21 protein-coding genes are annotated in these 22,157 nt (G+C 44.9%); 6 read left to right on the top strand and 15 right to left on the bottom strand.

The window, feature by feature from the left end; all coding sequences use genetic code 11:
* From KQI_RS29080 to KQI_RS26490, 4 genes are all read left to right on the top strand, one after another.
* Positions 1–1,746 (top strand): DNA/RNA non-specific endonuclease (locus tag KQI_RS29080; RefSeq protein WP_010344772.1); only part of this gene is annotated, 1,746 nt, incomplete at its 5' end.
* Positions 1,739–2,221: an antitoxin YezG family protein gene (locus KQI_RS0100875; protein ID WP_010344771.1), complete on the top strand. Its 483-nt coding sequence runs from the start codon at positions 1,739–1,741 to the stop codon at positions 2,219–2,221. The genes KQI_RS29080 and KQI_RS0100875, both read left to right, overlap by 8 nt.
* A gap of 145 nt (positions 2,222–2,366) precedes the next feature.
* The gene (locus KQI_RS0100870; protein ID WP_050543696.1) at positions 2,367–2,792 is read left to right on the top strand and encodes a hypothetical protein; all 426 of its coding nucleotides are present in this window, start codon (positions 2,367–2,369) and stop codon (positions 2,790–2,792) included.
* Between the two features lie 200 nt (positions 2,793–2,992).
* On the top strand, positions 2,993–3,286 hold the full coding sequence (locus tag KQI_RS26490; protein ID WP_138984771.1) for a hypothetical protein: 294 nt from the start codon (positions 2,993–2,995) through the stop codon (positions 3,284–3,286).
* Between the two features lie 2 nt (positions 3,287–3,288).
* On the opposite strand, the gene KQI_RS0100860 is transcribed toward KQI_RS26490, so the two are convergent.
* The 6 genes from KQI_RS0100860 to argR form a co-directional block, all read right to left on the bottom strand.
* Complete coding sequence (locus KQI_RS0100860) at positions 3,289–3,978, bottom strand: Crp/Fnr family transcriptional regulator (RefSeq protein ID WP_010344768.1); 690 nt, start codon at positions 3,976–3,978, stop codon at positions 3,289–3,291.
* 179 nt (positions 3,979–4,157) lie between these two features.
* A complete protein-coding gene (arcC, locus tag KQI_RS0100855; RefSeq protein WP_010344767.1) occupies positions 4,158–5,120 on the bottom strand; it encodes a carbamate kinase in 963 nt (320 codons plus the stop codon).
* 35 nt (positions 5,121–5,155) lie between these two features.
* Positions 5,156–6,571, bottom strand: a complete 1,416-nt coding sequence (arcD, locus tag KQI_RS0100850; RefSeq protein WP_010344766.1) for an arginine-ornithine antiporter — start codon at positions 6,569–6,571, stop codon at positions 5,156–5,158.
* Between the two features lie 71 nt (positions 6,572–6,642).
* The gene (gene argF / locus KQI_RS0100845; protein WP_010344765.1) at positions 6,643–7,641 is read right to left on the bottom strand and encodes an ornithine carbamoyltransferase; all 999 of its coding nucleotides are present in this window, start codon (positions 7,639–7,641) and stop codon (positions 6,643–6,645) included.
* Between the two features lie 24 nt (positions 7,642–7,665).
* Positions 7,666–8,898, bottom strand: a complete 1,233-nt coding sequence (gene arcA, locus KQI_RS0100840) for an arginine deiminase (RefSeq protein WP_010344764.1) — start codon at positions 8,896–8,898, stop codon at positions 7,666–7,668.
* 433 nt (positions 8,899–9,331) lie between these two features.
* Positions 9,332–9,784: an arginine repressor gene (argR, locus tag KQI_RS0100835; RefSeq protein WP_010344763.1), complete on the bottom strand. Its 453-nt coding sequence runs from the start codon at positions 9,782–9,784 to the stop codon at positions 9,332–9,334.
* A gap of 321 nt (positions 9,785–10,105) precedes the next feature.
* On the opposite strand from argR, the gene KQI_RS0100830 reads away from it, so the two are divergent.
* Positions 10,106–10,465: a putative zinc-binding protein gene (locus KQI_RS0100830; RefSeq protein ID WP_010344762.1), complete on the top strand. Its 360-nt coding sequence runs from the start codon at positions 10,106–10,108 to the stop codon at positions 10,463–10,465.
* Between the two features lie 166 nt (positions 10,466–10,631).
* Positions 10,632–11,018, top strand: coding sequence for a hypothetical protein (locus KQI_RS0100825; RefSeq protein ID WP_010344761.1), 387 nt, complete (start codon positions 10,632–10,634; stop codon positions 11,016–11,018).
* An 80-nt stretch (positions 11,019–11,098) separates the two neighbouring features.
* Here KQI_RS0100825 and KQI_RS0100820 read toward each other — a convergent pair whose 3' ends face one another.
* From KQI_RS0100820 to KQI_RS0100780, 9 genes are all read right to left on the bottom strand, one after another.
* Positions 11,099–13,024 carry an alginate lyase family protein gene (locus KQI_RS0100820; protein WP_010344760.1) on the bottom strand — a complete coding sequence of 642 codons (1,926 nt, stop codon included), beginning with the start codon at positions 13,022–13,024 and terminating at the stop codon, positions 11,099–11,101.
* Entirely contained in the window at positions 13,021–13,356 is a 336-nt protein-coding gene (locus KQI_RS0100815) for a cupin domain-containing protein (protein ID WP_010344759.1), read from the bottom strand. Before KQI_RS0100815 ends, KQI_RS0100820 begins: the two co-directional genes overlap by 4 nt.
* A gap of 72 nt (positions 13,357–13,428) precedes the next feature.
* Complete coding sequence (locus KQI_RS0100810) at positions 13,429–14,838, bottom strand: ABC transporter substrate-binding protein (protein WP_010344758.1); 1,410 nt, start codon at positions 14,836–14,838, stop codon at positions 13,429–13,431.
* Between the two features lie 136 nt (positions 14,839–14,974).
* Entirely contained in the window at positions 14,975–16,582 is a 1,608-nt protein-coding gene (locus KQI_RS0100805) for a response regulator transcription factor (protein WP_010344756.1), read from the bottom strand.
* Positions 16,583–16,591: 9 nt separating this feature from the next.
* Positions 16,592–18,346 carry a sensor histidine kinase gene (locus KQI_RS0100800; RefSeq protein WP_010344755.1) on the bottom strand — a complete coding sequence of 585 codons (1,755 nt, stop codon included), beginning with the start codon at positions 18,344–18,346 and terminating at the stop codon, positions 16,592–16,594.
* A 48-nt stretch (positions 18,347–18,394) separates the two neighbouring features.
* The gene (locus tag KQI_RS0100795; protein WP_010344754.1) at positions 18,395–19,264 is read right to left on the bottom strand and encodes a carbohydrate ABC transporter permease; all 870 of its coding nucleotides are present in this window, start codon (positions 19,262–19,264) and stop codon (positions 18,395–18,397) included.
* Between the two features lie 22 nt (positions 19,265–19,286).
* Positions 19,287–20,177 (bottom strand): carbohydrate ABC transporter permease, encoded by an 891-nt coding sequence (locus KQI_RS0100790; protein ID WP_010344753.1) that lies wholly within the window; start codon positions 20,175–20,177, stop codon positions 19,287–19,289.
* Positions 20,178–20,337: 160 nt separating this feature from the next.
* Positions 20,338–21,219, bottom strand: coding sequence for a carbohydrate ABC transporter permease (locus tag KQI_RS0100785; protein ID WP_010344752.1), 882 nt, complete (start codon positions 21,217–21,219; stop codon positions 20,338–20,340).
* A gap of 56 nt (positions 21,220–21,275) precedes the next feature.
* The gene (locus tag KQI_RS0100780) at positions 21,276–22,157 is read right to left on the bottom strand and encodes a carbohydrate ABC transporter permease (protein WP_010344751.1); all 882 of its coding nucleotides are present in this window, start codon (positions 22,155–22,157) and stop codon (positions 21,276–21,278) included.

The raw sequence follows: 22,157 nt of genomic DNA, 5'->3' as shown, positions 1-22,157 counted from the left end.
ACGGCGCTGTATCTGAAAGGCGGGGCCAGCAGCATGGTGCTTGATGGTGAAACGGATACCAAAGCCCCAGTGATTTATCAGGAAGGAACGGTAAAGGCGCCTGTTTTCGTAGCCGACCTCCCTCCTGTGCCGGAGCCGCCACTGATGAGCATCAAAGCCTATGAAGCAGCTCAGTCAGCAACCAAGGATTCATCTAGCAGCCAAGCTTCTCCCCCTAAAGCAAAAGTCACCAGTCCAGCAGAGCTTCAACAGGCGAATGCCTTGATGGGTACGGTGTCCAAGCTACTAGGTTCCATTCCGGTGATGGGAAAAGTAGCTGGTGCTGTCATGGGAGCACTAAGTGGACCTGCGGCGGGTGTGATTCTGCAAGCAACCGCAGCGATCCCTGTTCGTAGTAAAGGAACACCTACGGTTGGGGGAAGCAGTAAAGGAAGCGGAGTTCATCCGTTGAAATACTTGGCTGGTTTAGCTCTTCAGGGACTGATTAGTCAATACGAGCATGAGCAAGCGAGACAAGCCTATTATAGCAAGTGGATTTTAGGAAAAGCATATACAAGTGCGCGTCATATAGCTAGTTCAGGTGGCCCATTGGAGCTGGTGCAGAACCTATTGAAAGAGTCAAATGCTATGGCTCATGCGTATCAGCAGATTCCTGTAGATCTGAGACAACGTTGGAAGGCCAAGCACGATAGCTACATGGCACAGCAGCCGAAACCACAAGTCGTGGAACCTAAGCCTTGGTGGGAAAAGATGTTTGAACAAAGTGCGAAAAATGACATGATTGCTGCTCAAGCAAAAAGGGAAGCTACACAGCTTGAAGGTGAATGGATATGGGATGCTGCTCAGGGAGCCAATGAAACCATTAAGGTTAACATGTCGATGGATTTATATAAGCAACGTGATTATAATCCCAAGCACCCGATAGCTGGCAAGGTAGGCGAGGTTGTAGGAAACGTGGTCAGTACTTTATTTGGTGCTGGGGAATTAATCGCTGGAGCGGGAGGAGCAGGCATTTCTGTGGTTGCGGCTTCTACGGGCGTATTAACTCCTGTAGGTGTACTGGCAGCAGCAGCATCCGCTGGTTTTATGGTTCATGGAGAGAAGGCTGCCTACAGTGGGGCGTCCAACACTGGAAGAAGCTCTGCTGAACTCTGGCAAATGATCAAAGATGAAGGGAAACAGGGTTCCGCTCCTCCTAAGCCGAGCAAACCTAAGGAGAAACCGCCTAAAATTGAGGGGGTTTCAGAAAATCCTACCAAAGTAAACTATGGAGATCATTACACTAAAAATGGTCGCAAAAAAGTTTTGAAACCAGATATTGAGTATACTAGTAAGGAAGGATACAATTATAAAACCGATGGTCAAGGACGTGTTTCAAATGTAGAAGGTGACCTCAAATTAGGAGACGGAAAAAGAAACGGATATGCTCAGAGGATTGCAGGTCGAGAAGATCGTTTGCCTGATGACGAAGGTGGCCATCTGATTGCAAGTATATTTAAGGGTTCAGGGAATCTTGATAATCTCGTGCCAATGAATGGTAATCTAAATAAAGGTGAATGGAAGAAACTCGAAAATTCTTGGGCTGACGCACTTAAACAAGGCGATGAAGTGAAAGTAAAAATTACACCTAATTATAAGGGCGAATCAATGCGTCCAGACAGTTTTGATATTAGATATAAAATTGGTGATGAAAAATGGCGAACCAAAAGCTTTGATAATGTTCAAGGAGGCAAGTTGGATGATTGATGAAGAATTAGGTAAACTATATAACGAAATAGCAGAAATCGTAATAGATACAATTCCTAAGGAGTGGTTTAAAGTCTATCTTTATGGCGAGGTTGTAGACGGTGCCCAAACTGCTTATTTCTATTACTATCCAAAGGAAAATGACCCCCCCGTTTACAGTGAAGAAATCATTGAACTTTTTAATGTAAGTGAAGAAGAGTACTTTGAAAAATGGCACTTATTGCTGGATTGTATTAAGGTGTTACGGAAAGTGTTTATTGATAACGATCAGGAGCCTTGGACAAATTTCACTATGATTTTTGATAATAAAGGAAAGTTCAAAATCGATTTTAATTACGATGATCTTTCCAGTGTAAATTCGCATGAAAGAGAGACAATATGGAACTATATACATCTTGGCATTCTACCTAAAAGTAACTCAGGAAAAAAACATTTAGAAAAGTATCTTGAAACTTTGGAAAAAGAAAATGAATAAGCTATAAGAATACTATCTGAGATGGTTTGTGACCTTCTGTACGTTCTGAGATAGATAGAAATTTTACAAGAATAGTATCCTCAAATTGGGAGAGGTTTATATAACCAAAATATTTGAAGATTACTTTAGCAAGTTACAGGCTGACATGGTTTCCATTTGCTTGGAATATGCTAATTATAGAGCAGATGAAATATATATTTATTGCTCCTATGAAGAGGGAATGATTTCTAGCGATTTTTTTTATCGTATAAATAACAAAGTTGTTGAGAGACATAAACTTAATGATGTATTAAGTAGTGCAGAAAAAGACGTATTTGTATATGACGTATCTGTTGAAAGGCAACGTGGAGCTATAAAAATAATAAACAATGATATTGAGAAAATTTTTCATTTATGCAAAAAACACGGACGTGAAATGCCTGCAGAAATGAAAATAATTTATGATGTTAAATTAAACGAGTTAACAGCTAATTACAATTATGAATTAGTACACACTAATCATCCGGTTAAAACTGCAGATGATATTTCAATGGAATGGTCTGAACAAATTCAAGCAGAAAAAAGTTTTTAGAGTAAGTTTAAATGCTTACCAACAGGCCAAAACACTCGATAATCAAAGGCTTATTCCAACTTGACTATGAGTTAGGAATGAGCTTTTTCCTTTACACAAAACAATGACTTGCCATTCCTCCTCATCAGAGTTAACATACGCACACTCTAACCACGGGAGGGAAATGTGCTATGTCAAATTAGCCAGAATGGTTTCTCGAAGTGTTACGCCAACGATTTTATCAATTAGAACTTACCAGTGAACAAGCTTCATGTTCATCAGAGGACAAAAGTCTACTCACTCAAATGGATCAATTCAAAATTAACCAAAACGAGGATATTCAACATCTGCTATCTGAATGGTACGAAGCCATAGGCTATCATTTAAGCAACACAAATAGTCCATCTATCATGGCTGTTCCGATTTCAAACGAGCAACGTTCGAATGGAGCTGCAGACATGGAGGATGTTATTCAAAAAGATGAACGGCTTCTTTTTGAAGACGTTCATCTTTAATTTCATATAGAGATTTCTTCAAAATAAGTTGGGTCATGTATTATAATTTTTTTACCTGAAACGGTAATAATATGATCTTTTTTTAACTGATTTAACACACCGCTAACCGTTTCTCGAGACGTTCCGGATATTTTAGAAATTCCGATGGTTGTCAGTGGACACGAAATGACAATCTCTTCACCGTTTTGTTCCCCTAAATCCTGCCTTAAATAATTAAGTGACTGAATTACCCGATCTTGTGCATTGGGGATTGTAATATATTGTATACGATGTTCATGAAGTTTTAAGATTAAAGAAAACTGCTGAACAACAGATAATAATTGTTTGGGATTGGCTTTCAACATATCTTCAAAAATCGCTGTAGGAATATAATACACATCTACATCTGTCAGGGCTTCTGCCGAGTAATTGTATCTTTGATCTGTAAACATACCACCATAAGGAAAAATTGAATATTGTTTTACATAGTCCTCATATAGTAAATTTCCACTTTGATTGACCCGCTCTAGCTTTACAAAGCCATCTAACATAAGGTAAATTCGCTCCCTTAAGTCCCCTTCTAAAAATAAAAATTGACCCTTCTTATAAGTTCGCCAATAGACAAACTCTCTTAAGGTTTTTAATTTTTTTTCTGATAAATCAGCAAATAAGTTAAACTGTTTTAGGTTTTCCATGACATTCCTTCTATTCATAAATACACCTCTCTTGTTTTATAATATAATTATTATAAAATTTATCATTTATCCTATGTACTGAGCAATTTAGCTCTCCATAAACTATAAATGATCAATGAAACAAGCAGGCCGAATCCGGGAGCAAAAGCCAGCCCAAACTCGACCATATTGTTTAAAGAACAGTATTTTAATGTTATTTATACATGCACAGATCCCTCTTGTTTAGAAATAACCGTACCGGTTTTTCCTTCTAATGCTTCATATACCTTCTCTAAGGAAGTAATTATAGCTTTTCGTTCTGAATTTGTATTAACAAAATGAACTGCAGCTTCAATTTTGGGAAGCATACTTCCCGCTGCAAAATGTTGTTCCTTTATATATCCTTCTAATTCATCACTGGTTACAAGCTCCAACCTTTTTTGATTGGGCTTATTAAAATTCACATACACAAAATCAACTGCAGTTAAAATGACAAGCGTATCGGCACCTACTAATTCAGCTAATTTCTGGGCGGCGAAGTCTTTATCAATAACCGCTTCAGTCCCCGTCAATCCTTCATTAGAATGAATGATCGGAATTCCGCCACCTCCAACAGCAATGACGATATTTCCATCATTCACCAAAGAATCAATCACTTTATATTCAAGAATGCTTACAGGTGTTGGTGACGGTACAACTCGTCTCCATCCTCTTCCTGCATCTTCTTTAAATACCACTTTTGTTTCCTTCATGACCTCTCTTGCTTCGTCCTCTGTATAAAAAGGCCCGATTGGTTTGGTGGGATTATTAAATGCTTCATCTTTTTCATCGACGGCCACTCTTGTTACGATTGTTACCACATCTTTATTTATATTTCGTTTTCTCAATACTTTTGCAATCGCATTTCCCATCCAATAGCCAATCATTCCTTGACTCATCGCACCACAAGTATCCAGCGGCATTGCGGGGGTCTTTTCCGATTCCGCCGCTTTTTGCTGTAATAAAATATTTCCTACTTGCGGACCATTCCCATGGACAATAACGACATCCACATCATTTTCTATGATTTTTACAAGTTGTTCCGCTGTTTTTTCTAATGCTTCTTGTTGTGCCTGTGCCGTAGCATCCACGGATTGTACCGCATTTCCGCCTAGTGCCACTACAATTTTTCTGCGTGCCATACTTCAACCCTCCAATTGTTTTATTGCCAAAAAACTTAAATCGCAATGTTCCCCGCAACTAATTCATAGATTGTGAATACTGCCAGGGCAGCAATAGCAACAGATAATATCAGTTCCACCTGAGTAAATATTCGCTTTGGATTATTTTGCTTTTGCAGCTTATAATAGATAAAAATGCCTGGTGCATATAAGGTCATTGCTAATAACAAGTAATTTAACCCAGCCGCATAAACTAACCAAATCCCATAAATACTTGCAACAGTACCAATGACTATATTGATGGTTCGGCCTTTTTCGTTTGATCGCAAACTATACTTCAATTGATAAAATGCTGAAAACACATAAGGAACTAAAATAGCGGAGGATGCTAGAGAAAACGCGAAATGATACGCTTTATCCGAAATAATGAAGGTTAATAAAAAAAGTTGAATTAAACCATTGGTGATCCATAATGAATTTACAGGGGCTTTATTTTTATTCTCTTTCGCAAACCACTTTGGAAATACCCCATCTTTAGCGGCTAAATATGGAATTTCAGATGCAAGTAAAGTCCACCCTAGCCAAGCGCCTGAGGCGGAAATAACCAAGCCTAGGTTAATAAATGCAGCCCCCCATTTTCCAACAACACTTTCAAATAAATAGGCCATAGCTGGATTTTTTAAATTAGCAATCTCCGCTTGCTGCATAAGCCCGAGAGATAATAATGTAATCAATACGTAAACGATAAGCGTTCCTATCAATCCAATGACTGTCGCTTTCCCGACATCACTTTTATTTTTTGCACGGCTAGATAGGACAACAGCCCCTTCAACTCCAGTAAATACCCAGACCGTTACAAGCATTGTGCTTTTGATTTGGCTGCCTACCGCCCCCCAAGTAAAAGTACCGCCTTGTCCCCAAAATCCGTCTACGAATACATGGATTCGAAAAGCAAAGATTCCTACAATAATGAATACAAACACAGGTACTAATTTTGCGATTGTAGTTACTAGATTTATAAGCGCTGCCGATTGTACGCCTCGTAAAATCAGCAGGTGAACACACCAGAGCAAGATACTCGCACCAATGATGGATGCTATATTTTGACCCCCATCAAAAATGGGAAAAAAATAGCCTAGTGAACTAAATAGTAAAGTTGCGTAAGCTACATTCCCAAGCCATGCGGCTACCCAATACCCCCACGCGCTATTAAAGCCCATAAAATTCCCAAATCCAGCTTTCGCGTAACTAAAAATACCACCATCCAAATCCGGCCTTTTTTTAGTTAAATTCTGAAAGGATAATCCAAGTGCAATCATTCCGATGCCTGTGATAATCCACCCGATCATAATCGCTCCGGCGCCGGCTTCTTTGGCCATATCACTTGCCAGGTTAAATGCTCCACCGCCTATCATCGAACCAACAACAAGAGCTGTTAAAGTAAATAATCCCAATTTCTTTTCTTCACCCACAACATTCACCTCTCTCTATTTGATCGTGTTAAGGAAAAGAGAGAGAGAAAGAAGGAAGATGAATTCCTTCTTTACTCCATATTTCCTAAAGTAGCTGCTAAAACCGCTTTAATGGTATGCATTCTATTTTCAGCTTGATCAAATACTTTTGAATGCTTGCTGCGGAATACCTCATCGGTTACTTCCATTTCTCTCAATCCATGTTTTTCGTAAGTTTCTTTTCCATACGTTGTTTCCAGATCATGAAATGCAGGTAGGCAATGTAAAAAAATCACATCCTTATTCCCTGTTTCTTTGATCATTTGCATATTTACTTGATAAGGTGAAAGCAGTTCAATACGTTCAGCAAATTTATCTTCTTCCCCCATGGACACCCAAACATCTGTGTAGATTACATCTGCGCCCGCAACAGCCTCTTCAATACTACTGGTTACCATTACCTGGTCACTACATTTTTTGGCCAAATAAATGACTTCTTGTGCTGGCCATAATGATTTTGGCGCACAAATCCGAACATCCATTCCAACGATTGAACCACCCACTAATAAGCTATTAGCAACATTGTTTCGGCCATCGCCAACATAAACGAGCTTCACATTTCGCAAATGCCCTATATGTTCCTGGATGGTTAACAAATCCGCGAGCGTTTGGGTTGGATGCCACATATCCGTTAGACCGTTCCACACCGGTACACCCGAATGCTCAGCCAAAGATTCCACTGTTTTATGAGCAAAACCACGGAACTCAATTCCGTCAAACATGCGGCCCAACACTTTCGCTGTGTCTTCTACGGATTCTTTTTTACCAAGCTGAATATCACCTTTACCCAAATACTCGGGATGCGCCCCTAAATCTGTACAAGCTACTGTAAATGCACACCGTGTACGGGTAGAAGTTTTTTCAAATAAAAGAGCTATATTTTTGCCCTCCAAATAACGATGGGGAATGCCGTTTTTCTTTTTATCTTTTAAATCTGCTGCTAAATCGAGCAAATATAACAATTCCTCTTCTTTAAAATCTATCTCTGCAAGAAAACTTCTGCCTTTTAAGCTTGAATTGGTTTTTTCCATATTTATCCCTGCTTTCTCCGTAATTTAAATATCTTTTCGAACGATTGGCATACTCATACAACGCGGACCCCCACGGCCACGGGATAATTCTGAGCTCAATATTTCAATGACCTCGATACCGTGTTCACGCAATAAAGCATTTGATACATAGTTACGGTCATACGTAACAACGACTCCTGGCGCAATGGCTAATGTATTGGATCCGTCATTCCATTGTTCACGGGCAGAGGCTATTACATCTCCTCCTCCACAAGGAATAAGAACCAGATCCTTTAAGCCTAAAACCTCTTTTAGAGATTCCATTAAAGAGGTGTGACGGGTAATTTTAAGCGTTTCTTCATCCGGGCCTTTCTCCAAAACATAAATATTCATATTTCCTTGCGGTCCTTGGATCGCGGGATGAATTGTAAATTTATCATAATCAACCATCGTAAATACGGTATCTAAATGCATAAATGCCCGGCATTTTGGAATTTCAATGGCTAGTACTCTCTTGAATTTTTCTTGACGGCTAAATAGATTTAGGGCTAAACGTTCAATCGCTTTCGCTGAAGTACGGGCAGATACACCAATTGCAATGGTTTCTTCATTTAAAATGAGCTCATCACCGCCTTCGATTGGAAATTCATAATTGCGATCCAGCCAAACCGGTACATTATGGCTGGTGAATCTCGGGTGATGTTTGATAACGTACTCCATAAACATGGATTCACGTCTTCGTGCAGTTTCTCTCATTTTATTAATCGTTAATCCATCACCAATAACAGCTGCAGGATCGCGGGTAAAATATAAGTTTGGCATTGGAACTAAATAAAATGGAGAATGATCTTGCATCAATTCAGATAGCTGCATATTCTTACGCGTTTCTATTTCGTTTTTACGTACACCACTCATTATTTTTTGAACTAAATCTTCATTGGAGAAGGAAAGTAAATAATCTTTTAAAATTTGATGTGAAACATTTCCTTCAGCCCTTCCTTCTTCTAACATTTGGTCAACAAATTCTTCTCTCAGGTTTTTATCCACTAATGCCTCGGCCGCGAGTTTTTCCAAATAAAGAACTTCAATTCCCCGATTGCGTAATGTTTGGGCAAAATAATCATGTTCTTTTTGAATCACTGGCAAAAAGGGAATATCGTCAAATAATAACGGTTGTAAATATTCCGGCGTTAAGTTCTCCAATTCTTGTCCCGGACGTTTTAATAAAACCGTTTGTAATTCCCCAATTTCCGAAGCAACATGCAATGGATGCTTCATGGGTCGTACCTCCTTTTTAATCTTTGATGTATACAAATGCATCATAAATGGTCCATGCTTTCCGCCCCGTGCAAACGCCAACATTTTTGTTGAGAAATATTTCACGTTTTTATTTTTAAAATAATAAAAAAAATGTATTTTTATAATAGATTTTGCCAGTTTATCTGCGAAACCTATTTCATATTACGCATATATGATGAATATCTGGGCTGTAACTGCTGATCTAAAAATACATGATCAATTTGCAGCCTACGTGAAATGAAAGCGCATTCAAAAGAAAAAGAGCGAAGGAACGCCCGCAAAGTAGCTGTGATGCTTGAACCAACAAGATACATCACACAACTACGGCCTGCTCAAATTCGGGCATCCTACGCTCTTTCATTCCTACATTCAAGTAACCTCGTATTCTCACTTGACAATCTACCAGCTCATTTTATCTAAAAATTAAATTAAGTCTTTCTTCTAAAATCCTTCGATCCGATAGGGTTTGCGAAATGACAAGGCAGGTATCATTCCCGCACACACACCCTACCACTTCTCTCCAATTTGAATTATCTAATAAAACACCGATAACATTTGCATTGCCAGGTAACGTTTTTATAATCGTTAATTGATTGATATAATCAATCTTTACAACAACTTCTTTTAGCTTCTTCTTCAATTTCAAATCTGTTTGCAATGGCATTTCTGAGGAAACATGATATATCATAAAACCTTTCGGAGAAGCTATTTTTATTAATTTCAACTCACGGATATCCCGTGAAATCGTAGCTTGTGTGACTATGACATTTTGTTCTGTCAACAATTCTACTAACTTCTCTTGTGTTTCTATTTCATATTCGCTCACCAATTGCTTAATTAACCGTTGTCTTTTTTCTTTTTTCATAGAAAGACACTCCTTTTATATTATAGCTTTATCATATTTTGCTCTAATTTTCTATTATTTTCTATAAAGGGGCATACAGACTGTAGTGCAGAATTATTTTCATTGATAACGGTGAAACGAACGAAGAGGAGCTTCTCATTGCTGGAAGCTCCTCTTCTTGTATGAAAAGTTTAATGGTAGTTTTTGGTAAAATGGTCGTGATCATTATCACGGTCTAACCTGTAAATTTAAGTTAGAATACAAACAATTTAAATTATGTTTTAACTAAAACCAGAAATACCGTGATGGATCACAAAGAAAAAAACAGGGAAGTGTACAAAGATGAAAAGAACTGATTTACCTCTTGTCTATTCATGTTCTGGATGTTCCTCCGCAGCACAAACCGCTAACATGATCGCTATAAAAATGGATCGAGAAAAAGTCGCTGAAATGTCCTGCATTGCTGGTGTTGGTGGTGATGTCAAACCACTTGTCAGAACAGCAAAATCGGGACGTGACATCATTGCAATTGATGGCTGTCCCTTGTCCTGTTGCAAGAGTTGCTTAGCAAGGCATGAAGTTCAACCCAAACACCATTTCCTGCTGTCTGAATTTGACGTACCCAAAATAATAGGAGAAGATCCTAGCCCCGATCATTATAAAAATGCTTACACACAAATCTTAGAACTGATTGGACAATAATTCTGAATCAAAAATAAAGGTGTAAATCGAAAGATGACTCACCTTTATTTTATTCTTCCAAGGTGTTGCGACAGCATGTAATAAAAGTGTAGCTGGCTCTCATTATGTAACAATAACGTAAATCCGTTTTCACTGGTGCTCCTAACATACTTTATGGAGGTGCTTTATGGAGCAGTCTTTTTTATCAATATTGACGTACAGCATACAGGCAATTGCGATTTTACTAATTATCTTCAAATTGTTGAAGAAAAACGAAAAAAAGATAGGTTGGGGATCACTTTCACTTCTTTTAGCTCTTCTTGGTATGGCTGTTTCTTTTGAATTTGGCAATTACATATTTGGGGACCAGTTGCTTTCTTTTTTAGGGTTGCCCGCATGGTCTAATGTTGACAATACTGGGTTTCACTACACCTTTCTTCTATCCATTATTTTTTTTGCTCCCGGTTTAATCATTGGATATAAAAATCCTAACGAATTTGGAGCTCTTATTGGAAAATGGGTTTCTAGTATATATCTATTTTTGATATTCATTTCGCTTTTATTTTTATTATAAGCTAACTTCTTGAAGTGAAAAACAGCCTCCCTTTTACTTTAAGGAAAGGCTGTTGGATTCACCCGGCCTCGCATCGGCCGTCAGCTATGCTCCCTCCATTCCAGCGCAGCTTCGTCAATTACGATGGTTCCGGCTGCGGCACCAAACACATAAGACAGTTCCACTCGCTGGCGTGCAGGGTCAAGCTCGCACGCGGTCAGGCGAAGCGGCTCGTTGTGATCGGCCGAGTCCTCTGGCAGACACACCGTCAGGATACCCGCTCTTCCTGAAAAAGCGGCCTGGCCCTGCAATACCGGCGTCTCCGTCTTGGAGCCGTATATTCCCGATACCCAGCCCTGATGCTCACTGACTGCGAAGCGTCCCTCTGCCAACCCGGCAGTTGTCCACTGGATGGCAAGCTTGACGGTGGAGCCCGGATAAACAATGGAAACGCCCGGGTGGCCCGCATCATCCGTCAGCAGCTCTACGGCCGCTTCCGGGTGCAGATGGAACCGCTGTTCAAGCTCATGCTCAGCGTCAGCCTCCAGCCAATCTACCAGCAGCATAAGCGGGACCTCCACGCCGAGCAGCACCCATCTGCGATGGGTCACAGGATCGGGCAAGCGGGTATAGCCGTCATGGGAGGCGTCCATGAAATGATAGCGGCGGCTGCTTTCCCAACGATAGGTTTTCGCTTCGGCCGCGGGCGTGCCCCATTGCTGCGTGGACACATACGGCGTCTGGTCCTCGCCATCGATGGTAATCGTATTGTGCGCCCGCGTGCTTTTAAAATAATGACGCCATTCCCCTTCTTCGTAGGTATACCGTCCGGTATCGGTGAAAAAAAGCTGCTGCTTCCACATCCATTCCAGATGGAGCGCATCAGCATGGCCGTGCGCCCCGCCCATGGCAGCGGCGTCAAAGAACAAATACTGCTGTTCGTCCCGCATCACATAGTACCCGGTCTGCGGAAATGCCCGGCTCGCCGTTGGCGGCTTGTAAGCGGCCTGGAGCTGCATATAACGCTCGTATTTCTCCACCCCGAACAGCCACAGGCTTTCCGAGCTGCCGGTGCCGCGGCAGATCAGCTCATCATCTTCGAGAATTGCGCCCAGCAGAGTCAAACGCTGCCGCCCGTCGCCGAGCCAGTCGGAGTCGCCGGTTCCGGTGGACTGGTGATCCGGCCGGATCAGCGCTTCGGTGAATGCCACCATTTTGCGAAGCTGATCGCCGAACCATGCCGAGAAAGGATGGCCGGACAGCCGCGCCAATAAATAAGGGGTGCCAAACATTTCGATGCTAGCATTGTGATAATGGGTCGTAAGCTCAATCTGCACCCCTTCGGAGCCGACCTGATGCAGCAGGCAAAGCTCCAGCCGCTCGGCCGCCAGCTGCCGCCAATACGGCGCGCGCGGATGCCAATGATAAAATGTGGCGATCATGAACAGGCCCTGCATATGCATAATGGCATGATTAATTTCGGTGCTGCCAAGATAACGGGTGAGGAATTCAGCGTGTTCTTCCAATCCCTGCAAAAATTCGGCGCGAAACGGCTCCGTTAGCAGCAGGCTGCCCTCCATATATTTGTATGCAGAGATCCAGGATTGCACGCGCAAGCCGGTTTCCAGCAGACGCCAAGGGCCAAGCTTCTGGAAGAACACAGCTTCTTCATAGGACGAAATGGCAGGAACCGGGTTTTGCTTGCGCCAACCGCGATAATGGTCGATAAACGCAGAGACGTACTGGGGATTGCCGTTCATCAGATAGGCTTTGCCCAGATCCGGCATATGCCAATGCCGGTTAATGCCCCAGGTGAACTCCGGGTCCTTAGTCGGATTATGCAGCCAGTTCACCGGATCGCCCAGCGAAATCCAGCGGCTCAAGTTATTGGTATAAGGCACGATAAACTCGTTGACCACGGCATGATCGGCAATCGCGATCGACGCAGCGGCTTCCCCGGGAAAATGGCGGGCGTAATATGCCGCAGCCCTGTGCAATTCGAGCTGTGACAGGTAGTAGTCGTTCATTGCTGGTCCTCAAGGAAATCTTCACGGAACGGATTGAACACATCAAGAATGATGGAATCTTCCAGCGCCTTTACGGCATGTGGAACATGATATCCCGCGTAGAAGCTGTCTCCCGCCTTGAGAATGCGTGTCTCATCGCCGACCTGAACTTCGAAGCTTCCTTTTACAATATAGCTGACCTGCTCATGCTTCTCGTGGGAATGGATTACCCCGACCCCGCCCTTGCGAAAGGTAACCTCCACCATCATCAGCGTTCCACCCATGCCGAGAATTTTGCGGGAGCTGCTTTCGTCGATGACATGCGATTTTGCTTCCTCATTCTTAATAATCATGCTTCTTTTCCCCTTTCAAATAAAATATGCGGCCGAACCGCTTGATCGAATCGGCCGCAGGACAGCCGCCGATTATTCTTCCGTGGATAATTTGCCCTGAAGCTTGGCGGCGTCAAAAGCGGGATCAGCGACAATATTGGTCGTGCCGGCAGCTCTTAGCTTTTGCAGAGATGCGTTGTAGCGGGTATCCAAATCTTTGATGACAGCGTTCACATCTCCGCCTGTGAACACAAATGCGTTGAAGGTCTCCGGCCACTTCATGCCTTCCAGAGAGCTTTCCGTAATCGTACCTGGATTGGCCGGATAAATGGCATCATACCGCTTCGGCAGAAATCCTTCAATGCCCGGAATGTTCGGCTTCTTGCCTGATTTCAGCACGGCTGGTATCAATGAGATTCCATAGCCCTTTTCATAGTATTCGGTTTGCAATTCATTGCTGTACACATACTCCATGAACTTCCAGGCCGCCTCCTTATGGGTGGAATCGGCGCTGATCCCGATGTAGGAGCCGCCGATAATTGGGAATGCGCCTTTAATGGTTCCGTCGGCCGTCGGCACGGGAACCGCTCCCCAGTTCTCGGTGGTCGGGAACTGATCCTTATACACTCCAGGTTCAGCCGAGTGGTTCACGTACATCCCGATTTTGCCTTGGGCAAATTGCGCGCGCAGCGGATCAATATCCAGATTCTCTACGCCCGGCAGCATGCTGCCGTCGTCCTTCATTTGCCGCAGCGCTAGGGCGATATCCTTGTACATACTGAAATCAAACTGGCCTGTTTTATAATTATAACCGTCGATGCCAAAGTTGTTGCTGGCGCCTGCAATTGTATTCGCCGCCCGCCAGAAGCCGGTTCCACTCTTGAACGGGCTGGCAAAGCCATAAATGCCTTCACTTTTGCCGGCCTCTGTAATTTTTTTGGCTGCGGCCACCATGTCGGCAATCGTTTTGGGAGGAGAGGCGATGCCAGCTTTCTTAAAAATGTCTTTATTATAGACCAGTCTCCAAATTTGCCCGGTGTTGGGCAGGGTGTAGATTTTGCCGTCGATGGAGTTCTTGTTCTCAATCTGGCTGTCTTTGAAGGCCTTCTTCATCTCGTCGCTCATGTAGGAGTTGATCGGTGCCAGATAGCCTTTTTTGTAATAGGTCTGAAAATCGTTGATTTGCAACACGTCTGGAGCCTGCTTGCTGGCAAATGCAATGTCCACCGCTTGCGGATAATTATCGCCCATAACGTTCATTTCAACTTCAATATTATCATGATTCGTCTGGTTAAACTTGTCAATTTTTGCTTTCATGAACTCGGCATCATGGCGGTCGGGTGTCCAGTAAATGATTTTGGTTTTCTCTCCCGCGGTTCCTGTGGAATTGGCCGGAGCGTCACTGCTTCCCGCCGCACCCTTGCTGCCGCCGTCCGCTGAACAGCCAGCCAGGCTTAAGGCCAGGACTGCACCCAGTGTTGCGATAACCCATTTTTTAACCATCGTTATGCCCCCTTATGCTTTTTACGGTCAACCTGTGCGGCTGCCGATTAACGTTATCATAGTGGTTCCGTTTTTATGGGAGTGAGGGACATTTTAACTTTGTATGGGGGAAAAAATGATTGTCACGCCTCCCTGCTCATTTCAAATACATTTGTCTGAAGCTGGTTGGCGTCATGCCGCAATACTTTTTGAACAAGCCGCTGAAATACGGACGGTCCTCATACCCGAGCATTTGTGAAATTTCCTGCACCTGCACCCCCGCAATCAACAATTCCTTCGCTCTTTCCATCCTCATCTTGGTAATATATTGAATCAGAGTCATACCCGTCTCCTTTTTGAAAGCGTTCGCAAAATAGCTTGGACTTAAATGAACCGACCGCGCACAGGCGTGAAGCGTCAGATTCTCCTGCAGATGCAGGCGGATGTATTCCCTTGCCCGGTTGATCGCTTGCGTCACATCTCTGAGCCGCTTATTCTCTACAAATTCGCAGCCCATACTGCTGAAATGGTTGATGTAGCTCTTCCAGCCGCCGAAGGTCAATGAACGGTTCTCCTCCAGCGCCGACAAGTCGGCCTCCAGTTGAATGCGTTCTTCCTCGGTGATCTCATCACAAAACGCCCGGTACATGGCAAATACGAGTCCCATCAATAAGCGAATCATGGCCTGCGGCTCCGGAAATTTATGAGACAACGTCCATTGATGGAGAATGTCGTCAATAATCAGATGGCAGCTATCTTTGTTGCCGCATCTGAGCGCATACAGCAATTGCTTTTCCTTTTCTACCGGGTAGTCCGGAGCCACACAATCCGCCTGCGCCAGTTCTGTATACTGGAACACGCAGTTGCCCTCGCTGTAAAAGCGGTAGGCCAGCGCTTTTACGGCATGCACAAATGCATTATGGATTTCCTGCGATCCCCGGGCTACGATTCCCAGGCCGATCGAGACGGTTTTTTTGCTGAATTTCTCCACATTCTCCCGGCAAAGCTCCAGCAGCATCGAGGTTGCCAGCCCGTCCGGCGGATTAAAAATAGCCGCCAGCCGCTGCTTGCTTTCGTGCAGCACAACGCCCCGGGTGTGCATATTCAGCGTCTCGTCCAAAATATTTTTGATCGCAAACGGAATAATTTCGTTGTCGTCGTGCTGCAGGGTATAGCCGTATTCGGTATAGCAGTCCATTTCGATGGCCATGACCATCAGATTGCCAGCATCCAGCTCAATTTGCAGCTCGTTCCAACGACTGTCGCTTGGGCGGCCGCCCGTCTCCTGGCGCAGCAGGCCCGTCAAATAATCTTGGCGAAGCTGCAGGTTGCTGGCATTCATTTTTTGCTCCAGCTGCTCCAGTTGCTTTAGCCTGACCTGTTCGGACTCGATCATCTTTTTTACTTTTAGCACCGCATCCAGAATTTCTGGCGGAGTGAACGGCTTCAGCAAATAGTCGGAGACACCGAGCCTGATCGCTTCCTGTGCATAGCTGAAATCGGAATAGCCGCTGATAAAAATAAACTTGGCGCGCAAACGATGGTCGGAAGCCAGCCTCATCAGCTCCAGTCCGCTGAGCTTCGGCATCCGGATATCGCTGATCACGATATCGGGATCTTCCTCCAACAGAAGAGCCCAGCCATACTCACCGTCACCTGCGGTGCCCACGACCTTAATATTGTGTTCCGCCCAGGGAATGGTCGCAGATATCCCTTTTACAACGGCTTGAATATCATCCATAACGCACATCGTCAAATGACCCATACTGACCTCCTATATGATCGGGATTGTAATGGTAACAGTCGTCTCGATGTCTGGAATGCTCCTGAACGCAATGGAAGCCGACTCCCCGTAATGCAGGCTGAGCCTGCTCTGAAGGTTGGAGAGCGCGTAGCCCTTGCGTTCGGTATCGTGCTCGTTCACTGCCTTTTCCATCTGCCCGGCATCCAGCCCGCAGCCGTTGTCAGTCACTTGCAGCAGTAGAAACCCGCCCTCACGGTACACGTTGATGACGATGCTGCCAAGATCGGACTTGTCGCGGAAGCCGTGCAGAATAGAGTTCTCCACCAGCGGCTGAAGCAGTATTTTTAACATGGAAATGGAGAAATGCGAGGGAGCCTCAACATGGATCGAATACGTGAACAGATTCTCATAGCATTTTTGCTGCAATTGCAAATACTGCTCGACGTGCTTGATTTCCTGCTGCAAGGTGGTGATATCGTTCCCATTGTTCAGTCCCAACCGGAATAGCAGCGACAAGGAGACAATCATTTCGCTGACGTCTTTTTTCTCTCCGCTCTCACTTTTCCAAAAAATTGCATTTAAAGTATTATACAAAAAATGGGGGTCTACCTGCGCCTGAAGCGCTTTGACCTCGGATTTGCGCTTGTCCTGCTCCGAAGTCCGCACCTCCTGAATCAGCAGCTGGATCTGGTCCAGCATTCGGTTGAATTTATAGCCGACAGCGCTGACCTCATCCTCATATCTGCTGTTAAACCGCACCTCCAGATCGTTGTATTCCACCTCAGCCATCAAGCGCTGCAATTTATTAAGCGGTTTCAACAATGCGGAAGCCAGCAGATTGGACAGGATCAGCGCCAGCGCAATACAGAACAGCATGATCAAGATGATCAGCCAGCGAATCTGCTTCAGCGGTTGCAGCAAATCGGCCTTGGATTGAATGCTGACCAGCACCCAATCTTCGTTCATAGACAGCGTGCTGTAATTGACAAGCAAATTCTCTCCCTTGGCATTCGTATAATTGAAGTCCCCGGTCCCTCCCCGGCTGAAATGGTCGATAAACCCCCGTTCCAAATTAAAAGCATGCTGCTGGGATTCAGGCCGGATCACCATGGTTCCATCTTTTTGCAGCAAAAACAGCTGAACCTGATTGTTCATCAGATCCTGCTCCAGAATGGCCCGCATCGCTTCCTCCCTCATGTTCACAGCCATATATACATTGGGGATATAACGATTGTCTAGAACGATCGGTTTCAGTAGCAGGGACAGCACGTTGCCCTTCCACTGAAACAGCTCGTTGCGATGAGCCCCCAGCCAGAGGGTATTCCAGGATTCCTGCTTCAGGTAGGCACCATATTCCTCCGAAAAGCTCTTTGTCCGGTCGGGAAAATCCTTGGTGGAGAAGAAGCCTCCAATCGGCGTGTTCAGATAAGCCGTATCAATCAAGGGCTCCACCAGCTTCAACTGGGCAAACGAAGTTTGCAGCAAGGATAAATTCTGATAATAGTCGGCGGTATTGTTGCTGCGGACATCCTTCATCACCTGGGTGAACGTTTCATTAAGCATAAAAGAATACGACGAAACGACAATATGCCTGAGATGCTCATCCATCACCTGTACCGATTTTTTCAAAATCCCCTGCTTGAGCTGCAAGGCGCTACGCTCGATGTTGCGGGCGGCAAAGAGATAGGAGCAGATCCCCGTCACGCTGATGCACAATACGGCCAAAAATATAAACAGCAACTGAATTCTTTTTTTCAGGGATAGCTTGTAGAAATTGAGTCCCATCGATGACCACTCCTTGAAGCTCATTGTAACAACAGAACCCGATATACTCTACCCCTTGACAGCGCCGAGCGTAACTTGCATAAACGATTTATTGGCGAACACATACACCACGAGCAGCGGCAGAATGGACAGGCAGGCACCGGCCATCATGAGCTGAATCTCGGCGGCGGCGCCGATGCCGTACCGCAGGTTGGCCAATCCTACCGGCAGCGTCTGGAGCTCAGGATTACTCATCGTAAAAACGAGTGGCAAAATGTACTCATTCCACGAGCCCTGGAAGGCCGACAGCCCGGCAACGGCAAGCGCCGGACGCAGCAGCGGCAGCACAATTCGCCAATACACCGAATAAAAGTTGCAGCCGTCAATCATCGCTGCCTCATCCAGATCCTTGGGAATGCTTTCGAAAAATCCGATCAGTATAAAATAGCAGGTGGCATGTGCGCTGACCAATATAATGACGACACCCCACAGCGTCTTGTTCAAACCGAGCATGACCATCAAATCAAATTGAGGGCGCAGCACCACGGCCCCGATTGAGATGAACAAAGTAGATGCCATGAGCAGGGTGTATAGCTTTTTCCCGATAAAATGTACCCGGTTCACTGCATAGGCGGACATCGACGCGACGAGCAAGGTGCCGATCGTTGTGGTTACGCTTACAAAAATGCTGTTCAGGGTAAAGCGGGAGAAATTGGCCCCGTCCCATGCCTGGGCATAGTTAGAGAAATTCCAGACTTTAGGCCAGATGGTTGCCCCACTGGTCAGCTCCTGATTCGTCTTGAACGAGCCGAGCAGCACCATCACAATTGGGAACAGTGCCAGAGCGGCGACCGTTAGCAGAAATACCCAGAGCACCGTCTTGCCGGTCCAGCGAGCCAGCCTGGGGGAAAAAGTAAAGTTGGGATTCGTACGATTCATTCTGTTCTCCTCCTGCCTGCTTCTAGTAAACATCATTCAGCTTTTTGGAAATACGGAAGTAGATCAGCGTAACTCCCCCTACAATCAACGCGGTGGTGAAGCCGACCGCACTGCCGTATCCCAATTGCTGAAGCCCCTGGGTTTCGCCCGATACCGGGAAGAGCAGCTTGAACAGATAGAGGTACATGACCTCTGTTTTTCCGTAAGGTCCACCTGCGGTCAAAACCATGATGCTCTCATAACCTTTAAGGGAGATGGTAATGGCCAGCATGATAATCATCTGCATAACTGGTCCCAGCATCGGAATAGTCACATACTTAAGCTTTTGAAACTCATTGGCCCCATCCAGCGAGGCCGCTTCGTAAAGATCGTTCGGAATGCCTTGCAGACCGGCGAGAAACAGCAGCATGTAGTTGCCGATAGCGCCCCAAATGGCGATGATAATGGTGGTCAGCATGGCATGATCGGCGCCTAGCCAGTTAATCGGAGCGGAGACGAGATGGTACTTGAGCAGCAGTTGGTTCAAGATCCCGTTATAGGAGTTGAAAATAATAAAAAAGACGATCGCCATCACCGAAGCGCTGAAAATGGTAGGCAAATAATAAATCGCCCGCAGCAAGGAGCGTCCCTTCAGCTTGCGATTCAGAATAATAGCCAAAATCAAGGACATGGGAAGGGTTACGAGCAGCTTGCCAAGAGCGTAAATGCCAGTATTTCCAACGGAGGACCAGAATTGATGGTCACGCAGAATGCGGGTAAAATTGTCGAGGCCAATAAAAACAGGCGTCCCGAATCCCTGATAATCATAAAACATGTAACGAAGCGCCCAAAGCAGAGGATAAATGCCGAACACAAGGGTCAGAAATAAACTTGGGAATACAAACACATAGGCGTGTACTTTTTTCAGCTTCATAAAATGCCCCCCCTACAATCTTTAATACTGATTATAGAGGGGAGAAAAATAGGACGGGATAGGGAAATCAACTTTTCAAAGGGGAGAATGTTACTCATCCAAACTTAACTCAAGCTTCGTCCCAGTTGCTGAGCCTTGGCCAGCCAATCATCCTAACTCTTTACCCCTTAACCGATCCGGCCGCAATCCCTTCCACAATCCGGTCACTCATGATGAGGAACACTAGCAAAATAGGCAAAATGCTGATCATCAATGTAGCTCCAATCGCTCCCCAGTCGGTCGTATATTGCCCAATAAAGTTCTGGACGCCAACGGTCAGCGTTTTGTTCTCGTCCGAACTAATGAACGTATTGACGAAAATAAATTCATTCCAGTTATAGATCATGTTGATAATGGATGTCGTTGCCATAACGGGGGTTGTCATAGGCAGCACAATCCGGAAAAACATACGGTTGACAGAGCAACCGTCCATAACGGCCGCTTCTTCCACTTCCCGGGGCAAGGCGTAATAGAATCCCAGCAGGATCATCATCGTTGTAGGCAGGTTAAAAGCGACATACGACAGGATGATGGACAGCGGCGTGTCTGTCAGATGCAGCTTGAGAAACATACTGAACAACGGAATCAAGGTAGCATGGACTGGAATCATGAGTCCGACCATAAAGAGTCCAAGGACCACCCGGCTTCCTTTCCAACGCATACGTGTAATGGCAAACGTCACAAAGCTGGCCAGCAGCACCGTCAGCACTACGGATATGACCGTAATCAACACACTATTGAAAAAATACCGCCCGATATTGCCGCTGGTCCACACATTCACATAGTTTTCCCAATGTGGCTGGGACGGGAGTGTAAACGGCGGAAGATTAAACACTTCCTGATTATTTTTAAGCGAGAAAAGCATCAGCCATAGCAGCGGTAAAAGCTGCGTCACCGCCAGGATGATCAAAAGTGTATACAAAACGGCATAACCGGCCCGAGTTAACAGTCTGCTACGGGTAGCAACTTCAAGCGGATAGCTAGCGGCTGCCTGGGTTTTCATATCTGTACCTCCCTCTTCCTGTGCTTTGTTGTCCATTATCTATTTGCATGACCGTATTATGAATATTCGATCGTGTCACCGGAAGCGGTAGCCTTGCGAATCAGCCATGTAGCGATCAGACAGATGAACAGCAGGGCAAAGGCTGTAGCGCTGCCATATCCGAAATCAAAGCTGCGGAACGCCTGGTGGTACATGTAAGAAGCCATCACTTCACTGGCTCCGTTCGGCCCACCGTCCGTCATGACGTAGATCAGGTCAAAATATTTGAGCGAGCCGACAATGGACAACACGATCGTGACGTTAATCACCTCGCGCAGCAGGGGCAATTTGATACGAGTTGCAATCTGCCAGGCACTGGCCCCGTCGATCCGGGCAGCCTCCACCAGCGTTTCGGGAATGTTTTTCAGCCCGGCATAATAGATCAGAATATAAAAACCTGCATATTGCCAAATAATCGGGATGAACAGGGCAGGCAGCACCAAAGACGGTTGAGCCAGCCATTCGGGCGGATTGTGAACTCCAACCGACACCAGTAAGGCATTCAGCACGCCATTCGTCGGATGATACATTTTAAGCCACAATTGTGCGATAGCTACAGAGGATAGCAGCATGGGAATCAGATAAATTTTCCGCAGCAGATTCGCTCCCTTGATTTTCCCTGATAATATCATCGCAATGATCAAATAACCGATCAGACTGACGCCCGAAAACAAGGCCAGCAGCAGGGAATGCCAGGCACTTTGCCAGAACGCCGTGTCTGTGAACAACTGCTGATAGTTGTCCAGCCCGACGAAAGTCATAGGGCCGATTCCATTCCACTGATTCAGGCCATAATAGCCGGTCAGCACAATAGGCACATAAATCACAGCGAGCAACAACAGCAGGGAAGGCAGCACATACAGAGCAATGACAAGCTTATTGGACATGACCTTTTCCAC

This window comes from Paenibacillus peoriae KCTC 3763, from assembly GCF_000236805.1.
Taxonomy (GTDB): domain Bacteria; phylum Bacillota; class Bacilli; order Paenibacillales; family Paenibacillaceae; genus Paenibacillus; species Paenibacillus peoriae.
This window is presented reverse-complemented; position numbering and strand designations above follow the sequence as displayed.